Annotated in this window: 17 protein-coding genes; 14 read left to right on the top strand and 3 right to left on the bottom strand. The window is 53.8% G+C overall.

The window, feature by feature from the left end; all coding sequences use genetic code 11:
- The first annotated feature begins 175 nt into the window (after positions 1-175).
- Entirely contained in the window at positions 176-751 is a 576-nt protein-coding gene (locus P1S59_02420) for an RNA polymerase sigma factor (protein ID MDF1525114.1), read from the top strand.
- Positions 748-2,343, top strand: coding sequence for a zf-HC2 domain-containing protein (locus tag P1S59_02415; GenBank protein ID MDF1525113.1), 1,596 nt, complete (start codon positions 748-750; stop codon positions 2,341-2,343). The genes P1S59_02420 and P1S59_02415 overlap by 4 nt, the downstream gene beginning before the upstream one ends.
- A gap of 174 nt (positions 2,344-2,517) precedes the next feature.
- Here the strand turns inward: P1S59_02415 and P1S59_02410 are convergent, their stop codons facing one another.
- Positions 2,518-2,904 carry a hypothetical protein gene (locus P1S59_02410; protein MDF1525112.1) on the bottom strand — a complete coding sequence of 129 codons (387 nt, stop codon included), beginning with the start codon at positions 2,902-2,904 and terminating at the stop codon, positions 2,518-2,520.
- Between the two features lie 136 nt (positions 2,905-3,040).
- Between P1S59_02410 and P1S59_02405 the strand changes: the two genes are divergently transcribed.
- A complete protein-coding gene (locus tag P1S59_02405; protein MDF1525111.1) occupies positions 3,041-3,517 on the top strand; it encodes a DUF169 domain-containing protein in 477 nt (158 codons plus the stop codon).
- Here P1S59_02405 and P1S59_02400 read toward each other — a convergent pair.
- Together P1S59_02400 and P1S59_02395 are read right to left on the bottom strand one after the other, a co-directional pair.
- On the bottom strand, positions 3,453-3,734 hold the full coding sequence (locus tag P1S59_02400; protein ID MDF1525110.1) for a hypothetical protein: 282 nt from the start codon (positions 3,732-3,734) through the stop codon (positions 3,453-3,455). The genes P1S59_02405 and P1S59_02400 overlap by 65 nt on opposite strands.
- Before the next feature lie 65 nt (positions 3,735-3,799).
- Positions 3,800-4,180 (bottom strand): DUF302 domain-containing protein, encoded by a 381-nt coding sequence (locus P1S59_02395; protein MDF1525109.1) that lies wholly within the window; start codon positions 4,178-4,180, stop codon positions 3,800-3,802.
- 638 nt (positions 4,181-4,818) lie between these two features.
- Between P1S59_02395 and P1S59_02390 the strand changes: the two genes are divergently transcribed.
- From P1S59_02390 to P1S59_02340, 11 genes are all read left to right on the top strand, one after another.
- On the top strand, positions 4,819-5,427 hold the full coding sequence (locus P1S59_02390) for an isoprenylcysteine carboxylmethyltransferase family protein (protein ID MDF1525108.1): 609 nt from the start codon (positions 4,819-4,821) through the stop codon (positions 5,425-5,427).
- Positions 5,428-5,753: 326 nt separating this feature from the next.
- Positions 5,754-5,954: a cold-shock protein gene (locus tag P1S59_02385; protein ID MDF1525107.1), complete on the top strand. Its 201-nt coding sequence runs from the start codon at positions 5,754-5,756 to the stop codon at positions 5,952-5,954.
- Between the two features lie 331 nt (positions 5,955-6,285).
- Positions 6,286-6,654, top strand: a complete 369-nt coding sequence (locus tag P1S59_02380) for a hypothetical protein (protein ID MDF1525106.1) — start codon at positions 6,286-6,288, stop codon at positions 6,652-6,654.
- A 195-nt stretch (positions 6,655-6,849) separates the two neighbouring features.
- Entirely contained in the window at positions 6,850-16,050 is a 9,201-nt protein-coding gene (locus P1S59_02375; GenBank protein ID MDF1525105.1) for a glucoamylase family protein, read from the top strand.
- A gap of 472 nt (positions 16,051-16,522) precedes the next feature.
- Positions 16,523-17,257 carry a hypothetical protein gene (locus P1S59_02370; GenBank protein ID MDF1525104.1) on the top strand — a complete coding sequence of 245 codons (735 nt, stop codon included), beginning with the start codon at positions 16,523-16,525 and terminating at the stop codon, positions 17,255-17,257.
- A gap of 401 nt (positions 17,258-17,658) precedes the next feature.
- Entirely contained in the window at positions 17,659-17,940 is a 282-nt protein-coding gene (locus tag P1S59_02365) for an Lrp/AsnC ligand binding domain-containing protein (protein ID MDF1525103.1), read from the top strand.
- 13 nt (positions 17,941-17,953) lie between these two features.
- On the top strand, positions 17,954-18,661 hold the full coding sequence (locus P1S59_02360; GenBank protein ID MDF1525102.1) for an indole-3-glycerol-phosphate synthase: 708 nt from the start codon (positions 17,954-17,956) through the stop codon (positions 18,659-18,661).
- A gap of 4 nt (positions 18,662-18,665) precedes the next feature.
- On the top strand, positions 18,666-19,349 hold the full coding sequence (locus P1S59_02355; protein MDF1525101.1) for a phosphoribosylanthranilate isomerase: 684 nt from the start codon (positions 18,666-18,668) through the stop codon (positions 19,347-19,349).
- 154 nt (positions 19,350-19,503) lie between these two features.
- Positions 19,504-20,175, top strand: a complete 672-nt coding sequence (locus P1S59_02350) for a dihydrofolate reductase family protein (GenBank protein ID MDF1525100.1) — start codon at positions 19,504-19,506, stop codon at positions 20,173-20,175.
- A gap of 44 nt (positions 20,176-20,219) precedes the next feature.
- Positions 20,220-21,335: an anthranilate phosphoribosyltransferase gene (gene trpD, locus P1S59_02345; protein MDF1525099.1), complete on the top strand. Its 1,116-nt coding sequence runs from the start codon at positions 20,220-20,222 to the stop codon at positions 21,333-21,335.
- Positions 21,336-21,530: 195 nt separating this feature from the next.
- Positions 21,531-23,762, top strand: a complete 2,232-nt coding sequence (locus P1S59_02340) for a molybdopterin-dependent oxidoreductase (protein ID MDF1525098.1) — start codon at positions 21,531-21,533, stop codon at positions 23,760-23,762.
- Positions 23,763-23,765: the final 3 nt, after the last annotated feature.

Genomic DNA, 23,765 nt, shown 5'->3' with positions numbered 1-23,765 from the left:
GTGATCTGTGATTCAGTGTTTTAGAGTCACGAATTACCCGTCTTCGCTTTTAGCTTCGGCGTGGCAAGCGAGTTACCAATCACGGCCTTTCCCCTATTACCCGGGAGGCGGCGGGTTTATTCCTATGGAATAAAATCAGCCTCCTTATGGTATATAGATATGCTTGGAGGTGGCATTGGACGAAATAAAGGATGAAACTGTCGCCGAAAGGGCGGCGGCAGGAGACATAAGTGCGTTTGAGGATCTGGTGGATCGCCATCGTATGGCGGTATATCGTCTTGCTCGTTCCGTCACCGGTAACCACCACGACGCTGACGATGCTGCCCAGGAGACGTTCCTCAGAGTCTACCGTGCGCTGGGTTCCTTCGACTCGTCCCGCTCCTTCAAACCGTGGCTCAAACGTATTGCCTACAACACGAGTCTTAATACGGTAAGAGCCAGTAAGAGCAGAGCACGAGGGATTGTCGATGGTGACTTTCCTGAAGTAGCAGACCCGTCTCCCAGGCAACTGGAGACAATGGAGGCAAATCAAAGCGCCACAAGTATTGATCATGCCGTGCAGACGCTTCCCAGTGACTTGCGTGCCACACTTCTACTCAGGGCAGTGGAGGGTATGTCCTACAAGGATATTGCCATGGTCATGGGTGTGAAGATCGGGACGGTAATGTCAAGGCTGTCCAGGGCAAGGGAACGGGTCCTGGAAGTTCTGGAGCCTGCGGGTAGCGTGGCGCAAAGGGGTGAGAAGAGATGAGGTGCCAAAGAGCACAACAGCGGCTTATGGCCTACCATGATGGAGATCTCTCCCGTGGTGCGGCACGGAGAGTGGAGAAGCATCTCGAGTCATGCACCGAGTGCGGTCCGCTTCTGGAACGACTCCGACTGGCCGACCACCATGCCGGCAGCGCGGTGGACCCCAAAGGTATGGCAGGAGTGCCGGGCATGGTGCCGCCGGATGATAGATACTGGGAGAGTTTTACCGCTCGCGTCCTGGACCGGGTGGAAGAAGATGCTGCCACCCGTGCACCTGAAAGTCATAAACCCCGCCGTAACTGGAACTTCATCATACCCCGAATGGCGCCGGCTTTCTCTATCGCCCTTGTGGTTTTAGTTGCCGTTGGTGTACTCATCAAGATAGACGACCCGATACCGGTACCGAAAGCACCTGTTACCTATATGGAGTCGGCTCCGGAAAAACCTGAAAACGTTACTACCCTTGGGGAAAAGGAACTCTCACTTGAAAAGAGGGACTCCTTTGCGGATTCCTCCGGTGAAGAGCCTTCAGGTACTTTGGTTGAAGAGACCCGTGAAAATGACGGTGCTTTCAGGTCGACAGCTGCGTCCGTATCCGAACCCGAGCCCAAACCCGAAAAGATCGCAGCATTGGAAATATTGGAGGAAAAGGCGCCTGTCTTGAAAAAGGGGGAGGCGTTAGCTACTCCCGATGTCGGGGTGGAGACTCCGGGGGCCGTTACCGAGGCTGCCCCGGCCCCGGTGGTGCAGGAGGTATTGTCACAAAAGACAAAGGACCAGGAGGCGGTCCCTTCGGTGCCCGCGACAATGGAAGGTGATGTGGCTTCCATAGGGGAGGTTGAAAAGGCTGATCTCCAGGTGCCAATGGAGAGCAAACTGGATCAGACAGGGGTCTCTATAGTTGAAACCGAAATGTCTCAGGCTGCGGGGGAGCCTTTAACTGCTCCCATGGTCAGGGAATCTGACCTGAATAACTCTGCGGGAAGGGATGGCCAGCTGGAGGAAATGGCCGCGGTTTCACAGGCAGAACCTCCGCTGCCATCTGAAACTGCAGGCATAATTGCCAATGAAGATGTTGGGGCCCCTTCCGGTTCACTCACGGCGGCTGCTCTGAAGGAAGCCCCCTCTCTGGCATCTGATGTCCCGGTTCAGACCTTGGAAACGCTGGGAGAGCAGAAGGAGGCGGTTGCCCTTTCAATACCTGGTGCTCCAGCCGAGGAAAGCCCAACTGAGGACAGCAAAGTTGCTGCATCAGGGGTGAAGCCTCAGGACAGTTCCGTGTCCTCCGGGGAAACCAGAAATACTTTTGTTTCAAGACAGCACTACCGTGGGCCGGAAGACCAGTTGATCCATGCGAGGAGCCTGGCCGAGGTCAGAAAGTTCTGGGAGAGCGAGCAGGTACTGAAAGACCTTCTCTCCCAGCGCCCACCATCCCCCCTTCAGGTGGAGGCTTCCATCCTTCTCGTAAAGGTGTTGAGCAGCTTGAACCGGACCGGAGAAGCTCAGCAGATCCTGGACGATGCCAGGGCGCAGTTCCCGGCCAGCGAAATGATTCAGACTTTTGATCTGAAACAGGAAGGGGAGGGGCAATAAATTAATGTGTGGGGGAAACGGGGTATCGGAGTGTCGGGGTAAAGGCCGTAATCAGTGATCGGCTTGCCACGCCGAAGCTAATAACGAAGGCAGGTAATCGGTGATCAGTAGTATATTGAAACCCGGAACGCAGAACACAGAACACAGAACACAGAACACAGGACCCAGGACCTTTTATGGTACCGATACCGGGACCATAAGAATAACCACCTGGTCCATTCGCCCCATCGCTTTTTTCACAACCAGGTTTTCCAGAGTGCCGGACAGGGAAACCTCCTCGTCTCCCAATCTCATCGTCGTGCTGGCCTTAAAACGGTAAGTTCCCGGTGGGAGGTGGACCCGGAACGATCCGTGATAGCCGCTTCTTGTGCCCGAAATATAGCGCCATCGGGACGGCTCCCATCGGTAAACTGCAATATCGGTATCCTCCATGGCCATTTTCCCGTAAACGGTTTTTCCGGACACTATCGTCAATAGTCTGGAGGTAGGGTGACACCCGGCTTGAATGAGGGCGAGCAAAAGACCTGCCGTCAAAACTCTCTGTGAAATAATCGGCCTCATAGAGAAAGTATTATAACCCTTTCCTTATAGCTTGGAATAAAGAACGATAGCTGTCTGGAACGATTGTTTGGTGTCTGATATAAAAAGCGTCTAATTCTGGAATTTGGGATCTGGAATCAGTTTCCAGGAGGTCAAAGTGAAGGACATTCTGAAAAATCTAAACGAGGCGATTCATGACAACGCAAAACCCGCCACCTTCCCCGTGGCGGTGAGGCTGGCAAAAAAAGGGGAGGAACTCCATCAGAGGCACAGCCGCCCGGGGGCTGATTTTGGTCACCCGGTGGCCGTTTGCCAGGGCTTGAATATAGCCCGAACTTTTGGATGGACCCTTTTATTCGATAGCGCGGACCACGCCTGTCCCCTGGCATCCGTGGCGGCAGGGCACATTAAACCTGATGGATTTCTCGATAACACTGTGGGCGATTTTTATCAGGACGACCCTGAAGTGGCCAAAAGGATGGAGGCTGTCTATCCCAGGCAAGAGATGGGAGCGGTTGAGCAGATCTGGCTTTCGGTCCTCGGGCGCTGTGAGTACGATCCTGACCTGGTCATTGTTTATGGTAATCCGGGGATTCGCTTTCACGCCTTAAATGCCAGCATCCGTGACTGGTGATCTCCGGGTTGTCAGGCCAGAAAATGGCCATAAAATCCTTGCCGATCACCTTCCCGTTGATCTCCCATTTTCTGTGCGCCTGTGTAACGGGGAATTCCCTGCGGATGTTCCCCGCTATCTCCTGACCCACTTGCCTTAGAATGATGACATCCGATTTTACGACCTCACCATCAGGATCGTAAATCCTGTCTTCCCACGTGCCTGTGATCAAATCCATGCTTTCCCCCTTTGCCCCCCCGTTTCTTACCCCCCCGGGGAGTCAGAAACGGGGGGTTCGATTTTTTACTCTGATGCTTTTTCGGCAAACGCCTTTAACGCTCCGGTCATCTTTTCCAGCACCTGTCCGCAGTCGCTGATGCCGTGGCGGTCGGCAATATATCGGGGGTCGTTGTAAGACAGTTTCACCAGGCCCGAATCATCCTCCCAGATGAGTATTTTGAGGGGTAGATCGATCCCTGCCGTCTGGCCGCACTTCATGAGCGCAGTGCCAACCTTGGGGTTTCCAAAGATGAAAAGAATCGCAGGCCTGAGGGTCTCGCCTATCCCGGCTGCCCCGGCGGCGTGGTCGATCCTGGAGAAGACGGTCATCCCCTTCTCCTCTAATATGGGTTCAAGGCGGTCAGCGGTTATCTGTACGCTGTGCCTGCTTTCAATGGTGACCATACCCTGGGATCCTGAGGACAGTGTGGGGATAAGTATTAGTATTAGTATAAGTATTAGCAATGGTGTTCGATAAAAAAGCCCCATGAAAAACCTCCCTATCAGTACGTTGTGAGAGTGTACTTACAGTTTAGCAGAAAAATGACCAAGAACTGTCTAAACGCGCTCATCTCACCTTGACAACTCCGTACAACGCAGTATCTTTACCAAATAAGTAAGAAATATTGCTATATGGGCCCTTTATCCATGGTAATTTTATGTTACTGGGTGAAAAGGGTGCGGGATGTGAAGCAATGATAAGAGTAATGTACCTGCTGGTTTTGCTTTCGCTGGTAGTTTCTGCCCCTGTTCACCGTCCCGGGTGCCTCGGATTTGTCGGAACCGTTGGAATATTATAATAAATCCATTGATCTGCGCTCCGTCTCCATGACCAGTTTGAAGATCGGGTGAGATCATGTTATTGAAATTTGGCAGAATGATGAAAGGAGAAAGATGGTGGGCGAAGGTTAAGGTTTTTTTCTTCCTTCCTCCTTCCCTATTCCTCCTTCAGATTATGAGATGGCGACTAGGAATTCACTTTGAAATCTGAAATTCTTGTCCGCCATAGCTGGTCGGCGGGCGTTAGCGATGGCGGATGAAATTTGAAATTATTCTATCTCGCACTTCTCTGGTCCCTCTGGTGTGCCCTGCACAGCCTCCTTATATCCCGGGTTGTGGTTTCGCGTCTTAAAGAGAGGTATAAGGACCGTTATCGTTTTCACAGGGTTTTCTTCAACCTTGTCTCCATCTTGACCCTGACCCCTGTTTTGATCTATTCCAATTCCCTTCGAGGTGATCCTTTCTTCTCCTGGTCCGGGGCGTGGCGTCCGGTTCAGTTGTTCCTTGTCATGGGTGCCATTGTCCTTTTTTATGCAGGCGGTAAGCACTATGACCTGTGGCAATTTCTGGGTATCCGCCAGGCGACGGAGAACGAATCGAAAAAGGGCCTCACTGAGACTGGTGGGATAGATACCTCCGGTATACTTGGAGTGATCCGACACCCATGGTATATGGCGGCTATACTCATCCTATGGGCCAGGCCTCTGGACATAACAGTTTTGGTAACCAACGCTGTCCTGACTGCATATCTGTTTGTTGGGACAGTTTTGGAGGAAAGAAAGCTTGTTGAGGAGTTCGGCGAAGAATACCGTGATTATAAGAAACGAGTGCCAATGTTTTTCCCGTGGAGGAGGGGTAATAATAACGGGTAATAGTAATAGTAGTAGTAGCAGGAAAACAGGAGACACATAAAGATCTTTCCTGTTACCACTACTTCCTGCCATTAAGGTTACTTTTTCTTTCTATTATTTTCTGCTGAAATGCTGATTATCCCCTTGCAATTAACATGGATTGGGTGTATGAATCCGTTTGCTTCTGGGAATTTCCCCATGAGCAATTTAATTGTTTTTGTAGTAAGTGCGGAAAAGCTTGAAGGATGATGATCATCGGTCCTGGGTTTTACGTCCAGGGCCGTTTGTTTCGAAGGACCTTGCTGGGCTGTTCCGAAGGACTACAAAAGAACACAAGGAGTAGAAAAATGGCAGAAGGAACAGTAAAGTGGTTCAGCGATTCAAAAGGTTTCGGATTCATCGAGCAGACTGAGGGTCCCGACGTATTCGTGCACTTCTCGGCTATCTCGGGCGACGGTTTCAAAACCCTTGAAGAAGGCCAGAGAGTGACCTTCGAGGTTACGGACGGCCCCAAGGGCCCCCAGGCAAGCAGCGTCTCGGCTCTGTAAGCAGCTTCGCTTAGAGACCACCTGAAAGCCCCGCCGGCGTAAGCCGGCGGGGCTTTTTTTATGCAAGAGCAGTAAGAGCAGCAATGGTCCTTGTCACAGAGGTGGAATGAATTTAGAATAATTGATAAAGATCGAGAATGCAGAGCACTGGAGCCGGTTAATTTTCTGAAGAAATCACCTCTTTTCAATTGGCTTGCCCCTTCTGCTAATACTTCTACTGCTACTGCTTCACGCACTTTCCTGTTATTATTGCCTCATGTTCTTAACCAAAAAACGCATTCCTATGCCAATACCGCTCCTGGATGTCCTGCTGAAATCCGGCAGGAGGATCATGGCAGTCCAACTCCATGTTGGTTTTACCTACGGAACCTACACGAAGATCTTCAGCGAAGGGGACCGGATAAACGAGATCAAACTCGAACTTCTCTGGGGCGAATACCCCGCGAAGGTCCTCTGGAAAAGAGATTTCCCTTCCGTACTACTGGGACGGTACGAGTATCAATCTGCTGACCAGACCTCCCTGCCGGTCTACAAGGTGACAGCTCTTTTTGAATCCACCCCCCTTGATAAAAAGGCTGGCCGCCACAGTGCCCTGGTTGTCAGCTGGTTCCAGGGTCACACTAAACCCCTCCTCTCCAAAGAGAACCGCAAGGCGCTCAAGGAACTGGATTGGGATGGACAAGCGAAGGATTTTAATTGAACTTGGTACACAGTTATCAGTAGCCAGAAATCAGACAGATCAACGACAATTCCTCGAACTAATGCCTCGGGATGCGATTCCTGTAATCTGGAACACGGAACTTTATCTCCACATAGGACATAACGGGTCCCAACTTTCTTTTAACGGGTGGTATTATAAAGGAGGTCGCTTTAAAGTGATGAAGTTGGTTTTGGCATGAGAGATCGAGCTATTCTCGTCGCGTTCTTTCCTGGTCTGGAGAATGCCCGGGAGATACCCCAGGAGCTGAGGCAGAGAGGGCTTCGCAGGACCGCCCTCATACACCGGACGCAGAACGGGTTGATAGTCTACGATGATGTATCCCCTGCCCAGAGGATATTGCTGGGAATGCTTGTCGGGATATTCCTTGCAGTAACCGCTGTGTTTGTCGGTCACTTTTCCTTTCTTTACTCCATCCTGGCTGCCCTGATCTTCCTGTACGTCGGGATAGGAATCGGAGCCCTCCTGGCCCCCATAGTAGTCCGTAACCTCCTGCTAACGGTTCACCGGTCCATACTGGAACGCCATGCCAGAAGGCTTGTTACAGATGAAACGGCTATCATTATACGGGCCACTCCGGTAACCATCGGCAAGGCAATAAAGATCCTGAGGCAGATCAGCAAGGATCAGCCTTCCATCTTTGTTTTCCGTCGCAAGAAGAGCAAATCGAAGCCTGTGTGGGAAAGATCTTCGTGGGATCTGCTTACAGCCAGCAGGGTAGAGGAACACGCCAGAAAGCTCGCCCAGGGACACGTTGTGTCAAAAAGCACCGTGCGCAAAGCGGCTCTCCTCAGGGGCCTGGACGAGTGTGAAAAGATCATTGACGAAGTTTACCTGACCTTATCAGAATCCTCTCACCTGGAGCAGAGCATCACCACCTCCGCGGAGTGGATCCTGGATAATACCTTTATTATCCGCGGGCACATCGATGAGGTTCGGAAAAATCTGCCCGTAAAATTTTACCAGGAGCTTCCTGGTCTGGCTGATGGGCCTCAAAAGGGGGAGCCCAAGGCTTACGATCTTGCCATGGAGTTGGTCGTTCACAACGATAGCCAGTTGGACCAGCACAACATCCTCGATTTCCTGGAGGCCTACCAGTCGGTGTCGGTACTCACTTCCGGTGAACTGTGGGCGCTCCCCCACCTTCTGAGGATCGCCCTCATCGATGACCTGTCCCGTCTTGTCGAGAGGGTGGAAGTGCGTCTTGGAGAACGGGAACTGGCCGATTACTGGGCTAACAGGCTCATGATAACGGCAAGGCGGAACCCGGATCTCATGTTCACCATCCTTTCGGATATGGCAGAGGATATATCGGCACCCAGTGTAAATTTCGCGCTCCAGCTTTTGGACCACCTATACGACGAGGAATCGGTTCTGGCCGTTGTGGAGGGTTGGCTGGGAAGGAAACTTGGAGGATCCCTTGAGAACCTCCTCCTGGAGGAAAAGGCGCTCCAGGCAGCTGACGAAGTTTCTATCGGTAACGGGATCACCAGTCTCAGATGGCTCCGGCAGATCGACTGGCGGGATATTTTCGAAAAGCAAAGCCGTGTGGAAGGGATACTGCGGGAAGACCCTTCCTGGGTCTATCCCCAAATGGAATTCGACACAAAGGATCGCTATCGCCACGCAGTGGAGGAGATCGCCCGGAGCGGGAGCCTTGAGGAGGAGATCGTGGCTCGGGCGGCTGTGAGCATGGCCTCAGGAGAGATGGCCAAGGTGGTCATGGATAGAACCAGGATCCGCCTGGGGTATTACCTCATCGGTGACGGCCGCAAGGAGCTGCTTAAATTCCTGGGTACACCGGAAAACCCCCGAAGGAGGAGGTTGGAGTGGATATATAAGAATCATACTCTCATCTATCTGGGGCAGATAAGTTTGATAACTGTAGCTGTTGAATCACTCCTGCTCACGACATCTCTTTTTGCAGACGTTGGGTGGGGGATCACAACAGCTATTGTTCTGGCTGGACTCCTGCCGGCCAGCCAGTTTGCCGTTCAACTAGGCAACTACCTGGTTACACGTCTTCTGCCTCCCCGCAAACTGCCCAAGATGTCCTTTGAAAAGTCCGGGATCCCTGACGGTTTTCGCACCTTGGTGGTGGTCCCGATATTGCTGACCGACAGAAAAAACCTCAGGGAGGATCTTGAGAACCTGGAGATCCGTTATCAGGCTAATCCCGAGAATAACCTGGTTTATTCCCTCTTCTCCGATCACAAGGATGCTCCTGAGAAAGTACATCCTGATGATAAGAAGCTTCTGAACTGGGCCATTGACGGGATCAAGGAACTGGATGAAAAATACGGGCCACACCGATTTTACCTGTTTCACCGTGACAGGGAATGGGCTCCTACGGAAAACTGCTGGATGGGATGGGAGCGTAAGCGTGGAAAACTTGAGGACCTGAATCGCCTTTTAAACGGTGAACCTTCCAGGAACGGTATCGATTTTATCCGGTTCGGCGATCCCGACCGCCTTCCCCCCATCCGTTATGTCATCACCCTTGACAGGGATACCCAGCTGGCAAGAGGCACGGCAAGGCGGTTGGTGGAGACCATGGCCCACCCTCTGAATTCTCCAAGGATAGATGAGGAAAGAGGTATCGTAACCAGCGGTTACACTATTATCCAGCCCAGGGTCAGTACTTCACTGCCAAGTGCCACGGCTACCACTTTTTCGCGGCTTTTCACTGATGGGGTGGGTTCAGATCCTTATACGACAGCAGTGTCGGATGTCTACATGGACCTTTCGGGGGAAGGGTCTTATCATGGCAAAGGGATCTACGATCCCAGAGCTTTTCACAAGGTTCTGACGGGGCGTTTCCCGGACGCCCGCCTTCTGTCCCATGACCTGGTGGAGGGTGCTTACACCAGGGTGGGTCTTGCCAGCGATATTGAGCTGTTTGATGATTTTCCGGGTGACTACATTTCCTATTCGACTCGCGAACATCGATGGATCTGCGGTGACTGGCAGATCGCCCGATGGGCCTTTTCAAGGGTGTTGTCCGGTAAACGTAAAACTGTTCACAACCCTCTGACCCTCCTGAATCGCTGGAAGATCTTCGATAACCTGCGTCGATCTCTTGTCAGTCTGTCATCGATCCTTTTGCTGGGAATAGCGTGGATGTCTTCGCCGATCCTGGGTGCTGCAGCGGGTCTCCTGGTAATTTTTGTACAGTTCTCAGGTTGTCTGGCGGTATTGACCTCCTGGGTAACATCGAAAAAGGAGGTACGGAGGACGGCCCTGTCCAACTTCAGCCATGATCTGCAAAGGGGTTGGGCTGAATCAGCGCTCATGTTACACAGGACGGGGATAGCCATCGACGCCATCATCCGGGTGTTCTATCGATTGATGATCAGTCGGAAAAATCTGCTTCAGTGGACCACTGCCCAGGCGGCAGCGGATCCATCCCGTGAACGGAACCGTTCAATGAGGATCCAAATCGCTTCGGGAACGGTCCTTGCCCTGGTGCTTGGTACACTTTCTTTCATCGTTGGTCCCTGGAACTTTATTTCAAGTGCTCCCTTTATTTTCGCGTGGTTGGGAGCTCCTCTCATTCTGTGGCGTTACAAGAAAGACCGTGTTGTTCCAGGCTCCTCCCTGAATCCCGGGGAGGAGATGAGGCTCAGGGAAATAGGGAGAAGAACATGGAGAACTTTCGACGACTTTGTCGGCCCTGAAACGAACTGGCTTCCTTCGGACAACTATCAGCTTTCCCATGTAGGCGAACTGGCTCCCAGGACCAGCCCTACGAACATCGGACTTTATATGTTGAGCGTTCTTGGGGCGAGGGACTTTGGATACATAACGGGCGAGGAGTCGTTAGGCCGGATCACCCACACAGTTTCTACATTGGAGAAGCTTATAAAATACGAGGGGCACCTCCTTAACTGGTACAACCTTTTGTCCCTGGATCCCCTTGTACCCCGCTATGTATCCACTGTGGACAGCGGTAACCTCCTGGCCTGCTTCTGGACTCTGGAACACGGGATCGAGGCTTTAAGTGATGAACCGATCCTTGGACCTGTTGCTTTCAAGGGGTTGGCCGATACGGTCAGGGTCCTTCTTTCCTCCATGGAAACCGCCAAGATCGGGGGGGAAATGAGGCGCGACGCCAAAGCGTTGGAGAACCTCCTGACAGTTGAACCCGAAGACCTGAAGGCGTCCCTGGATCGACTCCGGCGGGCCCGGAAACCGATTGATCGTCTGGCTTTGTCCCTTAAACAAATGAAAGGAGAAGCTCCGGCTGAGATAATAGCGGATCCGGGAGTTATTGATCCTGTGAATGAGGTTGTCTATTGGGCTGTCCGTGTTCAGGATCAGCTGGCGGCCTGGCTGGAAATTGCCGATACCTACCTCGGCTGGGTTACGGAATTGTTTGATCTGAGTATTGATGATCTGAAGCTGCTCTTTGGCGAGGATGGAGGAAAAAGGTTAAAGACCCTTTCAGTTGCACCCTCAATGCGTCAGTTGGCAGCAGAGAAAATGCCCTTTTTCGAGGGTCTTGAAAAGGGGCCCGAAGGTTCCAAAGGCGAAATGATAAAACACCTGAAGGATCTTCTCGCACCGGTGGTTTGGCAGGCGTGGGAGGCCTTGGAGCGTGCTGATAACCTTGTTCAGCGGATACGTGATCTGGGTCAGCAAATGAATTTCCGCTTTTTGTATGACACTCGCAAGCGTCTTTTTCATATAGGTTTTAATATTAATGACCAGAAACTCGACAGCTCCAATTACGACATGCTGGCCAGTGAGTCGCGTCTTGCAAGTTTTGTAGCTATCGCCAAGGGTGACGTGCCGAGCAAACACTGGTATGCCCTGGCTCGGCCCTACAGTACATTAGGACGGCGCAAGGTCCTGCTCAGTTGGAGCGGGACAATGTTCGAGTATCTCATGCCGCTGCTCATGCAGAAGACCTATGAGAACTCCCTGCTGGATCAGGCTTGCAGGGAAGCGGTCCTGGTCCAGATGCGGTACGGCCAGCAGCGTGGGGTACCCTGGGGCATATCGGAATCCGCCTACGCTGACCTGGACTCCTCCAGGATCTACCAGTACAAGGCTTTCGGGGTCCCCGGACTGGGGCTCAAACGGGGACTTGAAGGGGACCTGGTGGTGGCACCCTACGCAACCCTTCTGGCCTTGCAGATCGAACCGCGTATCGCCCTGGCCAACCTGGAGCGGTTGGAGAAGTACGGTCTTTTCGGTGATTACGGTTTCTATGAGTCCATCGATTTTTCCCGCCGACGGATCCGAAAAGGTGAACAAGGGGTGATCGTCAGGACCTTCATGGCTCACCACCAGGCCATGGGTTTTCTCGCTCTCGACAATCTGCTTAACAAAAGGATCATGCAGGAACGTTTTCACTCAGATGTGCGGGTCAAGGCTTCCGAGCCCCTGCTTTATGAGCGAATTCCACTTAAACCCCCGGTTTATAGCATTCCCAGGACAGAGAGGGATCCCTCTGGAGCGATCCCGGCCGAGATCTACCCGGCGGAAAGTAAATTTAACACTCCTCACACCCTCCGGCCCAAGACCCAGCTGCTGTCTAACGGGGACTACTCCATACTCGTCACCGCAGCCGGGGGCGGATGGAGCAGGTGGAATGGATTGGATATCACCAGGTGGAGGGCGGATACAACCAGGGATAACTGGGGAACCTTCTGTTACATAAGGAACACCAAGTCAGACAAGAGATGGGGCACATCATGGCATCCGGTGGGGGGAAGACCGGACAACTACGTTGTGAGCATGACCCTCGACAGGATCGAGATCAGGCGATCTGACAGAGGGATAGAAACGGAGACAGAGATTATTGTCTGCCCTGAAGATGACGCCGAGATCCGTCGGGTGACGCTCATCAACAGATCCGGGAAAACGATACCGCTGGAAGTCACCAGCTTTGCGGAGCTATCGCTGGCTCCCCACGGGGCAGACGTGATGCACCCTGCCTTCCACAAGCTGTTTGTTCGTACGGAGGCCATCGAGGAGGAGGGCTATCTCCTGGCCCAGAGGAGGACAAGGGACCCTGAGGACCAACCGGTGTGGGCTGGACACTCCATGATATTTGAATCCGCCATCGAGGGGCCTTTTTTGTACGAAACAGACCGGCGCTCTTTCATTGGGCGGGGCAGGGGGCTGGCTGACCCGGAGGCCATTGGCGGTGAACTGTCCGGAAACACCGGCATGGTCCTCGATCCCATATTCAGCATCAGGCGGAATCTGACCCTCAAGGCTGGCCAAAGGGTGTCCTTTACCCTTTTTCTGTGCGCTGCCGAAACCCGGGATAAGGTTCTTGACATGCTGCGCAAGTATTCCGGCCGGGCGGTTGTGGCACGGGAATTGGAACTGGCCTGGCGCAGTGCACAGCTGGAGTTGCGCCACCTCCGGATCCAGCCTGAGGAGGCAAGGAGGTTCCAGCACATCGCCAGCTACCTGATCTTTCCCAGTGCCAAGCTCAGAACCACCGAGGACCGCATTGTTCAAAACAGGTTGGGTCAGTCAAGATTGTGGGCCTACGGTATCTCAGGTGACCTTCCCATTATTGCCATAACCATAGGGGATGCCAGGGACATTGGCCTGGTGGCTGAGGCCCTCCACGCTCACACCTACTGGCGTCGTCACGGTTTAAAGGCCGACCTTGTGATCATTAACGAGGAGTCCACCAGTTACGAACAGCCACTTTACAGTCAACTGCTCAGGCTTATTTCGGGATTGACTCCCTATACGGGTATGGATCAGCCAGGAGGAGTGTTTTTGAGGAATATGGATCAGATTCCCCAGGAGGACCTGAACCTTATTCTGGCCGTTGCGCAGATAGCCCTTGTCGCTGCCAGAGGACCGCTGGTACAGCAGCTGGGTGCACCCACGGTCTTGCATGGTTTGCCTTTAAAAGAGATTCCAGAGAGAGTTCCAAAGGAAACACCTCCTGCCGCCTTACATCACATGGACCTTGATTTCGACAACGGTTACGGGGGGTTCTCAGAGGATGGGAAAGAGTATGTGATCACTCTGCGGCATGGGATCACCCCCATGCCGTGGGTTAACGTCATGTCAAACCCTTCCTTTGGGACAATGGTAAGCGAGACCGGATCCGGGTTCACCTGGTATGGAAACAGCCAGAGAAACAGGCTTACGGGGTGGTCTAACGATCCTGTGAGTGATCCTCCGGGAGATGCGATCTATATCCGGGATGAGGAGAGCGGACAGTTCTGGACCCCGACTTTACTGCCGGTGCGTGAGGACGGACCCTACCGGATTCGTCATGGCAGTGGATACACGGTATTTGAACACAACAGCCACGGTATTGAACAGGAACTGACCGTCCTGGTACCCATGGATTCCGAAGGAGGGGACCCTGTACGCATCCAGTCCCTCCGGCTTCGAAACGACAGCAATCGCCGCCGGCTGCTTTCGGTGACCTTTTTTCTGGAGTGGGTTCTCGGTGATCATCGTGAGAACACCCAGATGCACATCGTGACCAACTGGGACAAGATCGCGAGAACCATGACCGCCCGCAACCGCTATCATCCCGAGTATGGTGATCGGGTGGCTTTCGCCGCTGTGAGGCCGTACCCTGACAGCTGCACCGGAGACAGGACTGAATTTATTGGACGGAACCGCGGACTGGTATCTCCTGAAGCAATGCGGAGAGTGAGCCTTTCCGGGCACACCGGTGCGGGACTGGATCCCTGTTCGGCCATCCAGACCATGATAGAAATCGAGCCAGGGCGGTCCACAGAGGTGGTTTGCCTTCTGGGACAGGCTGCTGACTACGATGAGGCCCGCACACTTGTCACCAGGTACGGCCACGGAGTTGCGGTCGGGGAAACCCTGGAGACAACACGTCAGTGGTGGGATAATGCCGTGGGCCGTTTGGAGGTGGCAACGCCCGTCAATGAGATCAATATTCTTCTGAACCGGTGGCTTACCTGCCAGACTCTCAGCTGCAGGCTCTGGGGCCGCTCGGCTTTTTACCAGTCAGGTGGAGCGTTCGGTTTCAGGGATCAGCTTCAGGATGTCCTGTCCCTGCTTTACACTGATCCCGGTCTGGCACGGAAGCATATCCTGCTCGCAGCCTCCCGGCAGTTCCGCGAGGGGGATGTCCAACACTGGTGGCATCCTCCCACCGGGGCCGGTATCCGTTCCAGGTGCTCTGACGATCTTCTGTGGTTGCCCTACGCGGTAGCGGAGTATGTCCGGTTCACCGGAGATACGGAGGTTCTTTCCGAGCGGCTTTCCTTCATCGAGGGAGACCTCCTTGGTAAGGATGAGATGGAGATCTTTCAGGTCCCGGTGCAGAGTCTGGAACAGGACACCCTGTATGAACACTGCCGGCGGGCCGTGGAAAAAGGCAGCACGACGGGTGAGCGGGGGCTCCCTCTTATAGGCAGCGGGGATTGGAATGACGGCATGAACCGCGTCGGGGTTAATGGGGTCGGTGAGAGCGTGTGGTTGGCGTGGTTTCTCTGCGATGTTCTGAAACGCTTTGCCGGACTAACGGAAATTATGGGTAACGATCAGATGGCTGCAGGGTACAGGGAGCATGCTCGAGGGATCGCGGCGGCGGTGGAAGAGCACGCCTGGGACGGCAAATGGTACCGGAGGGCCTGGTACGATGATGGGACGGTTATAGGGAGTTCGGAATGTGAAGAGGCTGCCATTGATTCCATATCCCAGTCCTGGGCAGTCATCAGCGGAGCAGGGGATCCGGACAGGGCCTTCACAGGGCTGAACTCAGCCTGGAAGAACCTCGTTCTGGAGGATGAGAAAATGGCTCTGCTGCTGTCTCCTCCCTTCGACCGCGGGGAGAAAGATCCGGGTTATATAAAAGGGTACCCGCCGGGGGTTCGTGAGAACGGAGGACAATACACCCATGCGTCCATGTGGTTAGCAAAAGCCCTTGCCATGGCGGGAGATGGTGAGAGAGCAGTCAGACTGCTCACCTGGCTCAATCCGGTCCAGCACACTCTGGATCCTGAGAGCGCATTGAAATACAGGACTGAGCCGTATTCGGTGGCTGCTGATGTCTCCCGTCTGGATGGGCACGTCGGCCAGGGAGGCTGGACCTGGTACACAGGAGCGGCGGGCTGGATGTACCGCGTCTGGATGGAGGATATCCTCGGTTTGAAGGTCATGGGGGACCGTCTGGTCATCGACCCCTCCATTCCGGCCGACTGGGACCGCTTCACGGCGCGATATAACAGGGGAACAGCCCTTTATGAGATCGAGGTCACAAATCCGGGCAAGGTGAACCGCGGAGTGGTCAGCGTCGAGATGGATGGGAAACTCCTGGAAGATGGAGTTGTTCCACTGGCCCCTGACCAGCCTGCCGCTGAAGCGAAGGTCAAACACAAGGTGAAGGTGGTTATGGGGAAGAAGATGTGAGTCCATTCCGGACTCACATCTTCAGTGTCTAGTATCTAGTGTCTGGGGTCAGAATGCAGAACACAGAACGCAGCACACAGGAGGAAAGGCAGGGCGAAGGGCCAGAAGCCAGCATCCAGGAGCCAGGAGGAAAACCTGTAACGAAGTTCCTGGGTGACAAATATTTCAATCACCATCGTTCCGGGTCTCAAATCGTCCAACCCTCTGCACTTTACACACTACACTTTGCACTGCCACTTTCTAACAGGGATAAAGGGGATAAGAGAAACCCCATAATTATCGTTCGTCATTCCGGATGCGGCGAAGCCTTGAGTTGGAATCCAGCCGTGCTTGTCATTGCGAGCCGATCCCATGCGAAGCAATCTAGATTAAAGCCTTAACGCAGAGGACCGCAGAGGTAATCACAAGAAACCATCGCAGAGTTACGCGAAGGGAAACCTGAGAGTCTGAGGTGCAGTTCTACTGGATGCCTATGGAAAAAATGATTATAGACATTGATGATTCCAGTTCTGTGAAAAACTTTGTGGCTCAGATGACCGAAGGCTGGTTTGATCCTGAAAGAATTTACTTCGATCTTAAGGCCAATGGAAATACCGACTCACTTGACTTTTGGTGCGGAAATCCGACGCACCTATTGTCCGCTGTTTCTGCTTCGCTCCACCAAACAGCAGAGGAATTTCTTATTTTATGGAATCAAAAATGCATCGCCCATGACGCTAAGATCATGGGGTATCATTGTACTCGTCACAGCGATAAAAAAGTCTTCACCGAAAAGGGTATTTTACCATTGTCCTCTGAGATTATAAAAATCTTCAAGGACGGAAACCAGAGCGTGAAAGCTAAGGGAATGTGGGAGTACAGATCGCAGCAGACACCAGGACCTTATTTTCTATTGAGTTATAGAGATGCAAAGAAGCCGGACAATCACTTCTGTACACACGGCCCCGAAATTTTACTGGCCTGCGCTGACTATCAAGTCAATGCTGATAAAGCCAAGTCGATTCCATTGATAATACACTGTGCTATTCCATATTCTATTCTTAAAGGAAAAAACTACTTTGCATTTTGCATATTGAGATCGTATTTTAATTTCCTCGATCCTGAAGGCGATTCAACCAACTTTTTTGATGGTTATTCCATCGATTTGGGAGGAAATACGCTTGCTCCCCAATATGTCATTGAAGCAGAAGAATACGAGGCAAAATAACCTTCCTTAGGTAAAGTTGAGAGCAGGTGACCCCCGGAGATGTTTAATGATCTAGCTCAAAGACGCGGGGTGATCCGAGGTTAGCCCGTTGATCTGGCCTTCCTCTGCCTCTCCGCGTCTCTGTGTTAGGCCGCCCTTGCCGCCCTAACAGGAACCCTGTCCCCGCGTCACCGTGTCCAATGGCTTCTCAGCCAATCCCAGCCCCCCGACCCTTGACCTTCCTTTGGACATTGGGTTTCGCTCCTTGATATGTTTTTTCGCCCCCATGCCCCCATGCCCCCATGCTCAGTCGCTTCACACCCCATTGCACACTCAAACACTCCTGCAGTATTATAGCCCTTTCCGCGCGGCCAAAATTCCCTGGCCGCCAACACCAGACAGAAAAAATAAAGGAGCAAAGTATGATCACGGCCATTGTTGTCATGAACTGTGAGGTTGGCAAGGTACACAGCGTGGCGGAAGCCCTCACCCAGTTGGATGGGGTGGCTGAGGTGTACTCCGTGTCCGGCGAGTTCGATATACTCGCCATCTGCAAGGTGGCCCAGTATGAAAGTCTGGCCACTCTTGTGACTCAGGAAATAGGCAGCCTGGCGGGTGTTGCCAAGACCAACACCCACATGGCCTTCCAGGCCTATTCCAAGCACAACATGGAAAAGGTTTGGGCTGAGACTATGGGCCTTTAGGGAGTCTGTAGTTATGCCCAACGCTTTTTCCCGGGCCGTACTCGGAGCACGGGAGAATGGTCGATTTCCCCTGGTGGCGGACATCAAACCTGTTTCCCCCAGAGACGGAGCCCTTGTGGGTTCCCGTGATCCGGTGGCCCTGGCCAAAATACTGGAACAGGCCGGGGTGTGTGCCCTGTCGGTTGTCACGGAGGCCCAGCATTTCGGCGGGAGCCTTCAGATGCTCCAGGACATCGCCGCGGCTGTGTCCCTGCCAGTCCTGAGGAAGGACTTTCTCAGGTCTCCGGAGGATGTAGATCAATCCCTGGAGGCGGGAGCTGCGGCGGTTCTTCTCACCCTGTCAACCGTCTCCGAACTTGAATCCCCTGGTTTGTATCGCAGGATCGTCTCCCTGGGTATGGAACCGCTGGTGGAAGTACACACACTCGAAGAGCTTCATTTTTCTCTGGGCCTGAATCCGCTGCCGACTATTATAGGTATTAACAACAGGGACATCACCCGTCTTGAAAAGGACGATGGGGATGTAGGAATTACAGAGGCTCTAGCTCCGTTAGTGCCCGACGGTATGGCGATCCTGTCAGAGAGTGCCATGCTCACCCCCGGGGATGTGTCTCGAGCTTTTGCGGCAGGGGCCCACGGGGTCCTTATCGGAACTGCGGTATTGCAGGCAGCGGATCCCGCAGCAGTCGTCGTGCAGCTTGCCAGGGGCCTGGGTAGCTGAAGTTATGGTACGGGTCAAGTTGTGCGGATTGATGTCCCGAGAGGATGTTGAAATGGCCGAGGCCGCCGGAGCGGATGCGCTGGGTTTTGTCACCGAATACCCCGTACCGGTGCCATGGAACCTCGACCGGGAACAGGCCGCTTCCCTGGCAGCATTGGCGTCCCCTTTTGTTACCACTGTCGCAGTTGTAGGAGGGCCTCCTGAGGAGATGGTCCGCATCGCCAGAAGGGTCCGCCCCCGGGTCCTGCAGCTTCACGGCGACGAATCCCTGGACCATATACGGCAGGTCCTTGAGGGGCTGAAGGGAACCGGGATCCGTGTCATAAAAGCTCTGCGCATAGAGGTGGAAACCGGCCAGGCCAGGTTTGAGGAGACCGATCCCATATTAGCAGGAACAGCTCTTGCCGGATCGGGCATAGCGGCTCTCATTGTGGATTCAAAGACCTCCTCCCGGCCAGCGGGAACCGGTGTCACCCTCGACTGGGATGTTTCGGCCCGGATGGTTAAGGGTATCGATCTTCCACTCATCCTGGCGGGGGGGTTGACCCTGGAAAACGTGGCTGGTGCAGTCCAGAAGGTGAAACCCTACGCTGTGGATGTCATAACGGGTGTGGAAATAGAGCCAGGAGTGAAGAGTGGAGAGAAGATGCGAGCCTTCGTCGCTGCCGCGAAAGGGATAAAGTTATGAAACCTGGGCGAGATTTTAAAGAAGGATGAAGGAAGAAGGACGAAGGACGAAGGGGAAAAGCATGTGTATTTATTCCTCCTCCCTCCTTCCCTATTCCCCCTTCTGATGCTGTGACTTGGACTAGGACCACGACCACGACTAGGACACATTCATTATGAGACCCTTCACTTTCATGCTCGTTGCCGTCAGCCTCGATGGCAAGATCTCGCCAAAGAGGCGTCCGGGGCAGCCCAACCCTGTTGGGCCCGCGTACATAAACGAAGAGATCATGCATCTGCATAACTCCCAGAGGGCCGGCGTGGATGGCATCATGGTGGGCCTTAACTGCATCCTGATGGACGACTCCAGGTTGACCCTCAGGGAAGGCGAAGGGCATAACCCCACCCGTGTGGTGCTGGACGGCCTGGCAGAAATGCCGCCCACCGCCAGGATCCTGGGTCCGGAAGCGCCCACAGTGGTGGCGGTTACGCGGGATGCCCCGCCTCGGCGCATCCGGGCTCTGGAGGAGAAGGGCGCCCGGATCATCGTCAGCGGGAAGGGAAGGTTCGTAGATCTTCCTCCTCTCATGGAAGAGTTGAGGCAGGCTCACGGGATCAAGAAACTCATGGTCGAAGGAGGGGGAACGGTCCACCGTTCCATGATCGCCCAGGATCTGTACGATGAGCTTCATCTCATCATATGCCCCTTCGTGATCGGTGGTTCGGGCTCCATAACACCGGCTGGCAGGGCCTCTTTCTGGCCAAAGGGGCGGATCCCCTTTTACAGCTTGGCTCAGAACCGCCAGATAGGAGATTACGTATACCTGGTTTACAAGCCCAAAGAATAATCTCAGGACAAAACTAAATAAAGGATAAGCAAAGGAGGGATAAAATGGGAGACAAGGAAGCACGCTGGAGAGAATTCGGAGCCATAGTGGTCAAGCTGATCCACGGGCAGGACCTTACCCGCGAGGAAGCCTACGAGTGCTGGAAGCAGGTCTGTGAGGAAGCCCAGAGCGATCTTCAACAGGGTGCTTTCATTGCTGCCTTAAAGGCCAAGGGCGAGACACCGGAAGAGGTGGCCGGTACTTTTGAGGCGCTGTACGAATACGATACCATCAAGGTGAAGGTCAATACACCCGAGCCCCTCATCGATAACTGCGGAACGGGAGCCGATACGCTCAAGACGCTGAACATCAGTACAGGGGCGGCAATCATCGCCGCGAGCCTGGGACTGTATGTGGTGCGTCACGCGGCACGGGCTATTTCATCCAACTGTGGATCTGTGGATGTTGTGGAAGCCTTCGGTGTCAACGTTGAATCGGCCCCGAACCTGCCTAAAAAGAGTATCGAGAACGCCGGCATCTGTATCTGGAACGCCTTTCTGACTTCTGTTCACCCCAAGACCCTGGGTCGCGTCCTGTCCCAGATCCGTTTTGGTTCAGCCATAAACCTGGTCGGGCCTTTGCTTAACCCCACCATGCCTGAATACAAGGTCATGGGTGTGCCGAACCGTGAGATGATCGATATCGAGGTCCGGACCCTTAAGGAACTGGGATTTAAGAGGGCCTTCGTTATGCACGGTCTCGATGACAACTCGGAGCAGGGGATGGATGAGGTGTCCACCCTCGGCGTCACACACATTGCGGAGCTAAAAGATGACGGTTTTATTGAGAACTACGAGATCACTCCTGACGATTTCGGAATTAAACGAGGTACTTTTGCAGAGATAGCCTCTACGAAAGTTGTTCAACTCGATGCCATGAAGCTCCTGAAAGTTCTGGCGGGCAAAGACACCGGACCAAGGTCAGACATCATCTGTCTTAACACGGCACCCCTTCTTTACGTTATGGGGAAGGCGAAAGATCTTAAGCAGGGCGTGGAGATGGCCCGCCAGGCCATCGCCGACGGAAAACCTGTGGACAAGTTAAGGGACTGGGTCACCTGGCAGAATGACAAACCTGAAGATGGGATTCCCACTCTGGAGAAGATGATCAGTCAACTGTGAAAATAGAATGTGGAATGTTGAATGTAGAACGCAGAATAAGATCCAAAGCAGATAAGCACTACGAATCGCAGGAATAGTTTCATATCCTGTGTTTTGCGCCAGGAGTTCTTGCCTCTGTGGACTGGATTTCAGAGTGCAAATTCTACGTTCTACATTCTGCATTCTACATTCTTCAAATTTATGGTGAGCCACTATATGGAAACCAAATACTCGACCTGTTATTTCTGTTCCAGCCGGGGCTGCGCCATGAAGGTGCAGGTGAGCGATGGGCGGATCAAGCGCGTTACCGTGGACACAAAAGCTCCGGTCGTACCGGGCGCCCACTGTGTGCGGCCAACCCTGGCCAGGGAGTATCAGGAGAGTCCCTTTCGTCTCAACTTCCCCCTGAGGAGGAAGGGAGCGCGGGGTGAAAACAGCTGGGAACAGGTCTCCTGGGATGACGTTCTGGGGGAGATCGCCGGAAAGCTGAGCGATCTGCGTGACAAGCATGGTGCTGAATCCGTTGCCACCAGTTCAGGTACCGGACGCGGCGCCTGGGATTTTGCCAAAACAAGGTTCATGAACCTCTTCGGAAGCCCCAACCGCATGGGGGCTGTGACCATCTGCTATGGCCCCCGGAGCATGGTGTGGCTGACCACCTTTGGGGGTGCCCTTGTCCCGGATCGCAAGGAGGGTGTGACGCGTCTCGTAACGATGTGGGGAAGGAACCCCCATGAGGGGAGCCCCTCCTCCTGGGACAGCTTTCTCAAGGCCAAGAAAGCCGGGATGCGGACAATGGTGGTGGATCCCCGTCTCACCGAAGCGGCTCGGCAGGCCGACCATTGGGTGTCCATAAATCCGGGTACGGATGCCGCTCTGGCCCTGGGGATGATGAACGTTATCGTCAGGGAAGGGTGGCATGATGATGAGTTTATAGACAAGGCCTGTTCCGGATTCGAAGGGCTGACCTCCCGATTGGCCGAATTCCCACCCGAGCGGATTGGAGCTATCTGCGGTTTGCTCCCTTATAAAGTGGTGGAGACGGCCCGTTTCTTCGCCCAGAACCAACCCTCCAACATTGTTATCGGTGTGGCGGCCGAACACAGCCCCCCCAATAGCATCCAGGCCATAAGAGCTATTAACATTCTCCTTGCCATATGCGGAAGTGTGGATCGCGAGGGTGGGATGCTCATCGCAGGTCCCTCCGAGGGTTTCATCCCCGACGCGGCCATGGAAATGAACTACACCCTTTCAGCCGAACAGCGGGGCAAACAGATCGGTGCGGACCGGTTCCGTTTTTTAAGTTATCCCGGGTGGGAACTGGTGGAAGAACAGCTTCAGAAGAAGTGGGGAGAGAACCACCCAGCCGGTGCCTATCTTAACTGCATGGCCCACGCCCCATCCATATTTCGCGCCATGCTGACCGGGCAGCCGTACCCTGTGCGGGCGCTTATCTCCTCGGCCAGCAACCCCCTGCTCGCTTACGCCAACACCCGGCTGGTGTACAAAGCCCTCATGTCCCTGGACCTTCTTGTAACACTGGACCTGACCTGGACACCCACGGCCCAGGTCTCGGATTATGTTCTTCCCGCCGCCAGCTGGATGGAACGCCCCGATATGGGCAATTTCAGTTCAATAGGCGCCTATCCCCTTGTCCAAATGGGAGAGGCGGCTTTGCCTGACTTTGTGGAAGGAGAGTACGACCGTTACGACGATTACCGGTTCTGGCGGGAACTCGGGGTCTGCCTCGGCCAGATAAATCACTGGCCCCAGAAGACCTTCGAGGAGGTCTGGGAGTATCGTCTGGCAGGGATCATGAAAGACAGGGAGGTAGAATCCATCGGGGAGTTTGTGCGCCAGCAGCGCTGGGAAAAGGGGACGGTTTTGCCCGGTAGATGCGCCGAAGGTCTGGTCACCCCATCCGGGAAGGTGGAGCTGAGTTCAACCATATTTCAGCAGTTGGGTTACGATCCGCTGCCAGACTACACAGAGCCGGAAGCTCTTCACGGCGAGTGGGGGAAATATCCGCTCCTGAACCTCTCCGGGGTAAGAACCATCCCCTATCACCACAGCGAATTCAGACATGTGGACGGTTTTCGCCGGATGCACCCTGACCCCATAGTTGAGATCCACGTGGACACAGCCCGCAGGCATGGTATTGCCGACAGCGACTGGGTGTGGATCGAAACACCCATTGGAAGGTGCCGCCAACGGGCCCGTCTCGTGACCTCCATTGCGCCGGATTGCATAACCACCCAGCATGGGTGGTGGTTCCCGGAAATGGAACCAGAAGCCCCTTCACTGTTCGGTCTCTGGGAATCCAACATCAACGTCACCACCGATGATGATCCCGATAAGTGCGATCCTGTCTCCGGGGGTTGGCCTTTCAAGGGGCAGTATATGCGCTGTCGCATTAGAAAAGCTGAAGATCAGGACGCAGGATGCTGAAAA

Source organism: bacterium (genome assembly GCA_029210965.1).
Taxonomy (GTDB): domain Bacteria; phylum BMS3Abin14; class BMS3Abin14; order BMS3Abin14; family BMS3Abin14; genus JALHUC01.
Note: the sequence above shows the minus strand (reverse complement) of the source record. Positions and strands in the feature narration are given on the sequence as shown.

Coding starts and splice junctions, on each gene's coding strand:
- trpD (MDF1525099.1), top strand. CDS start 20,220: ATGGGAGACAAGGAAGCACGCTGGAGAGAATTCGGAGCCATAGTGGTC.
- P1S59_02380 (MDF1525106.1), top strand. CDS start 6,286: ATGGCAGTCCAACTCCATGTTGGTTTTACCTACGGAACCTACACGAAG.
- P1S59_02415 (MDF1525113.1), top strand. CDS start 748: ATGAGGTGCCAAAGAGCACAACAGCGGCTTATGGCCTACCATGATGGA.
- P1S59_02370 (MDF1525104.1), top strand. CDS start 16,523: ATGGAAAAAATGATTATAGACATTGATGATTCCAGTTCTGTGAAAAAC.
- P1S59_02355 (MDF1525101.1), top strand. CDS start 18,666: ATGGTACGGGTCAAGTTGTGCGGATTGATGTCCCGAGAGGATGTTGAA.
- P1S59_02395 (MDF1525109.1), bottom strand. CDS start 4,180: ATGGTCACCATTGAAAGCAGGCACAGCGTACAGATAACCGCTGACCGC.
- P1S59_02385 (MDF1525107.1), top strand. CDS start 5,754: ATGGCAGAAGGAACAGTAAAGTGGTTCAGCGATTCAAAAGGTTTCGGA.
- P1S59_02360 (MDF1525102.1), top strand. CDS start 17,954: ATGCCCAACGCTTTTTCCCGGGCCGTACTCGGAGCACGGGAGAATGGT.
- P1S59_02340 (MDF1525098.1), top strand. CDS start 21,531: ATGGAAACCAAATACTCGACCTGTTATTTCTGTTCCAGCCGGGGCTGC.
- P1S59_02410 (MDF1525112.1), bottom strand. CDS start 2,904: ATGAGGCCGATTATTTCACAGAGAGTTTTGACGGCAGGTCTTTTGCTC.
- P1S59_02365 (MDF1525103.1), top strand. CDS start 17,659: ATGATCACGGCCATTGTTGTCATGAACTGTGAGGTTGGCAAGGTACAC.
- P1S59_02400 (MDF1525110.1), bottom strand. CDS start 3,734: ATGGATTTGATCACAGGCACGTGGGAAGACAGGATTTACGATCCTGAT.
- P1S59_02350 (MDF1525100.1), top strand. CDS start 19,504: ATGAGACCCTTCACTTTCATGCTCGTTGCCGTCAGCCTCGATGGCAAG.
- P1S59_02375 (MDF1525105.1), top strand. CDS start 6,850: ATGAGAGATCGAGCTATTCTCGTCGCGTTCTTTCCTGGTCTGGAGAAT.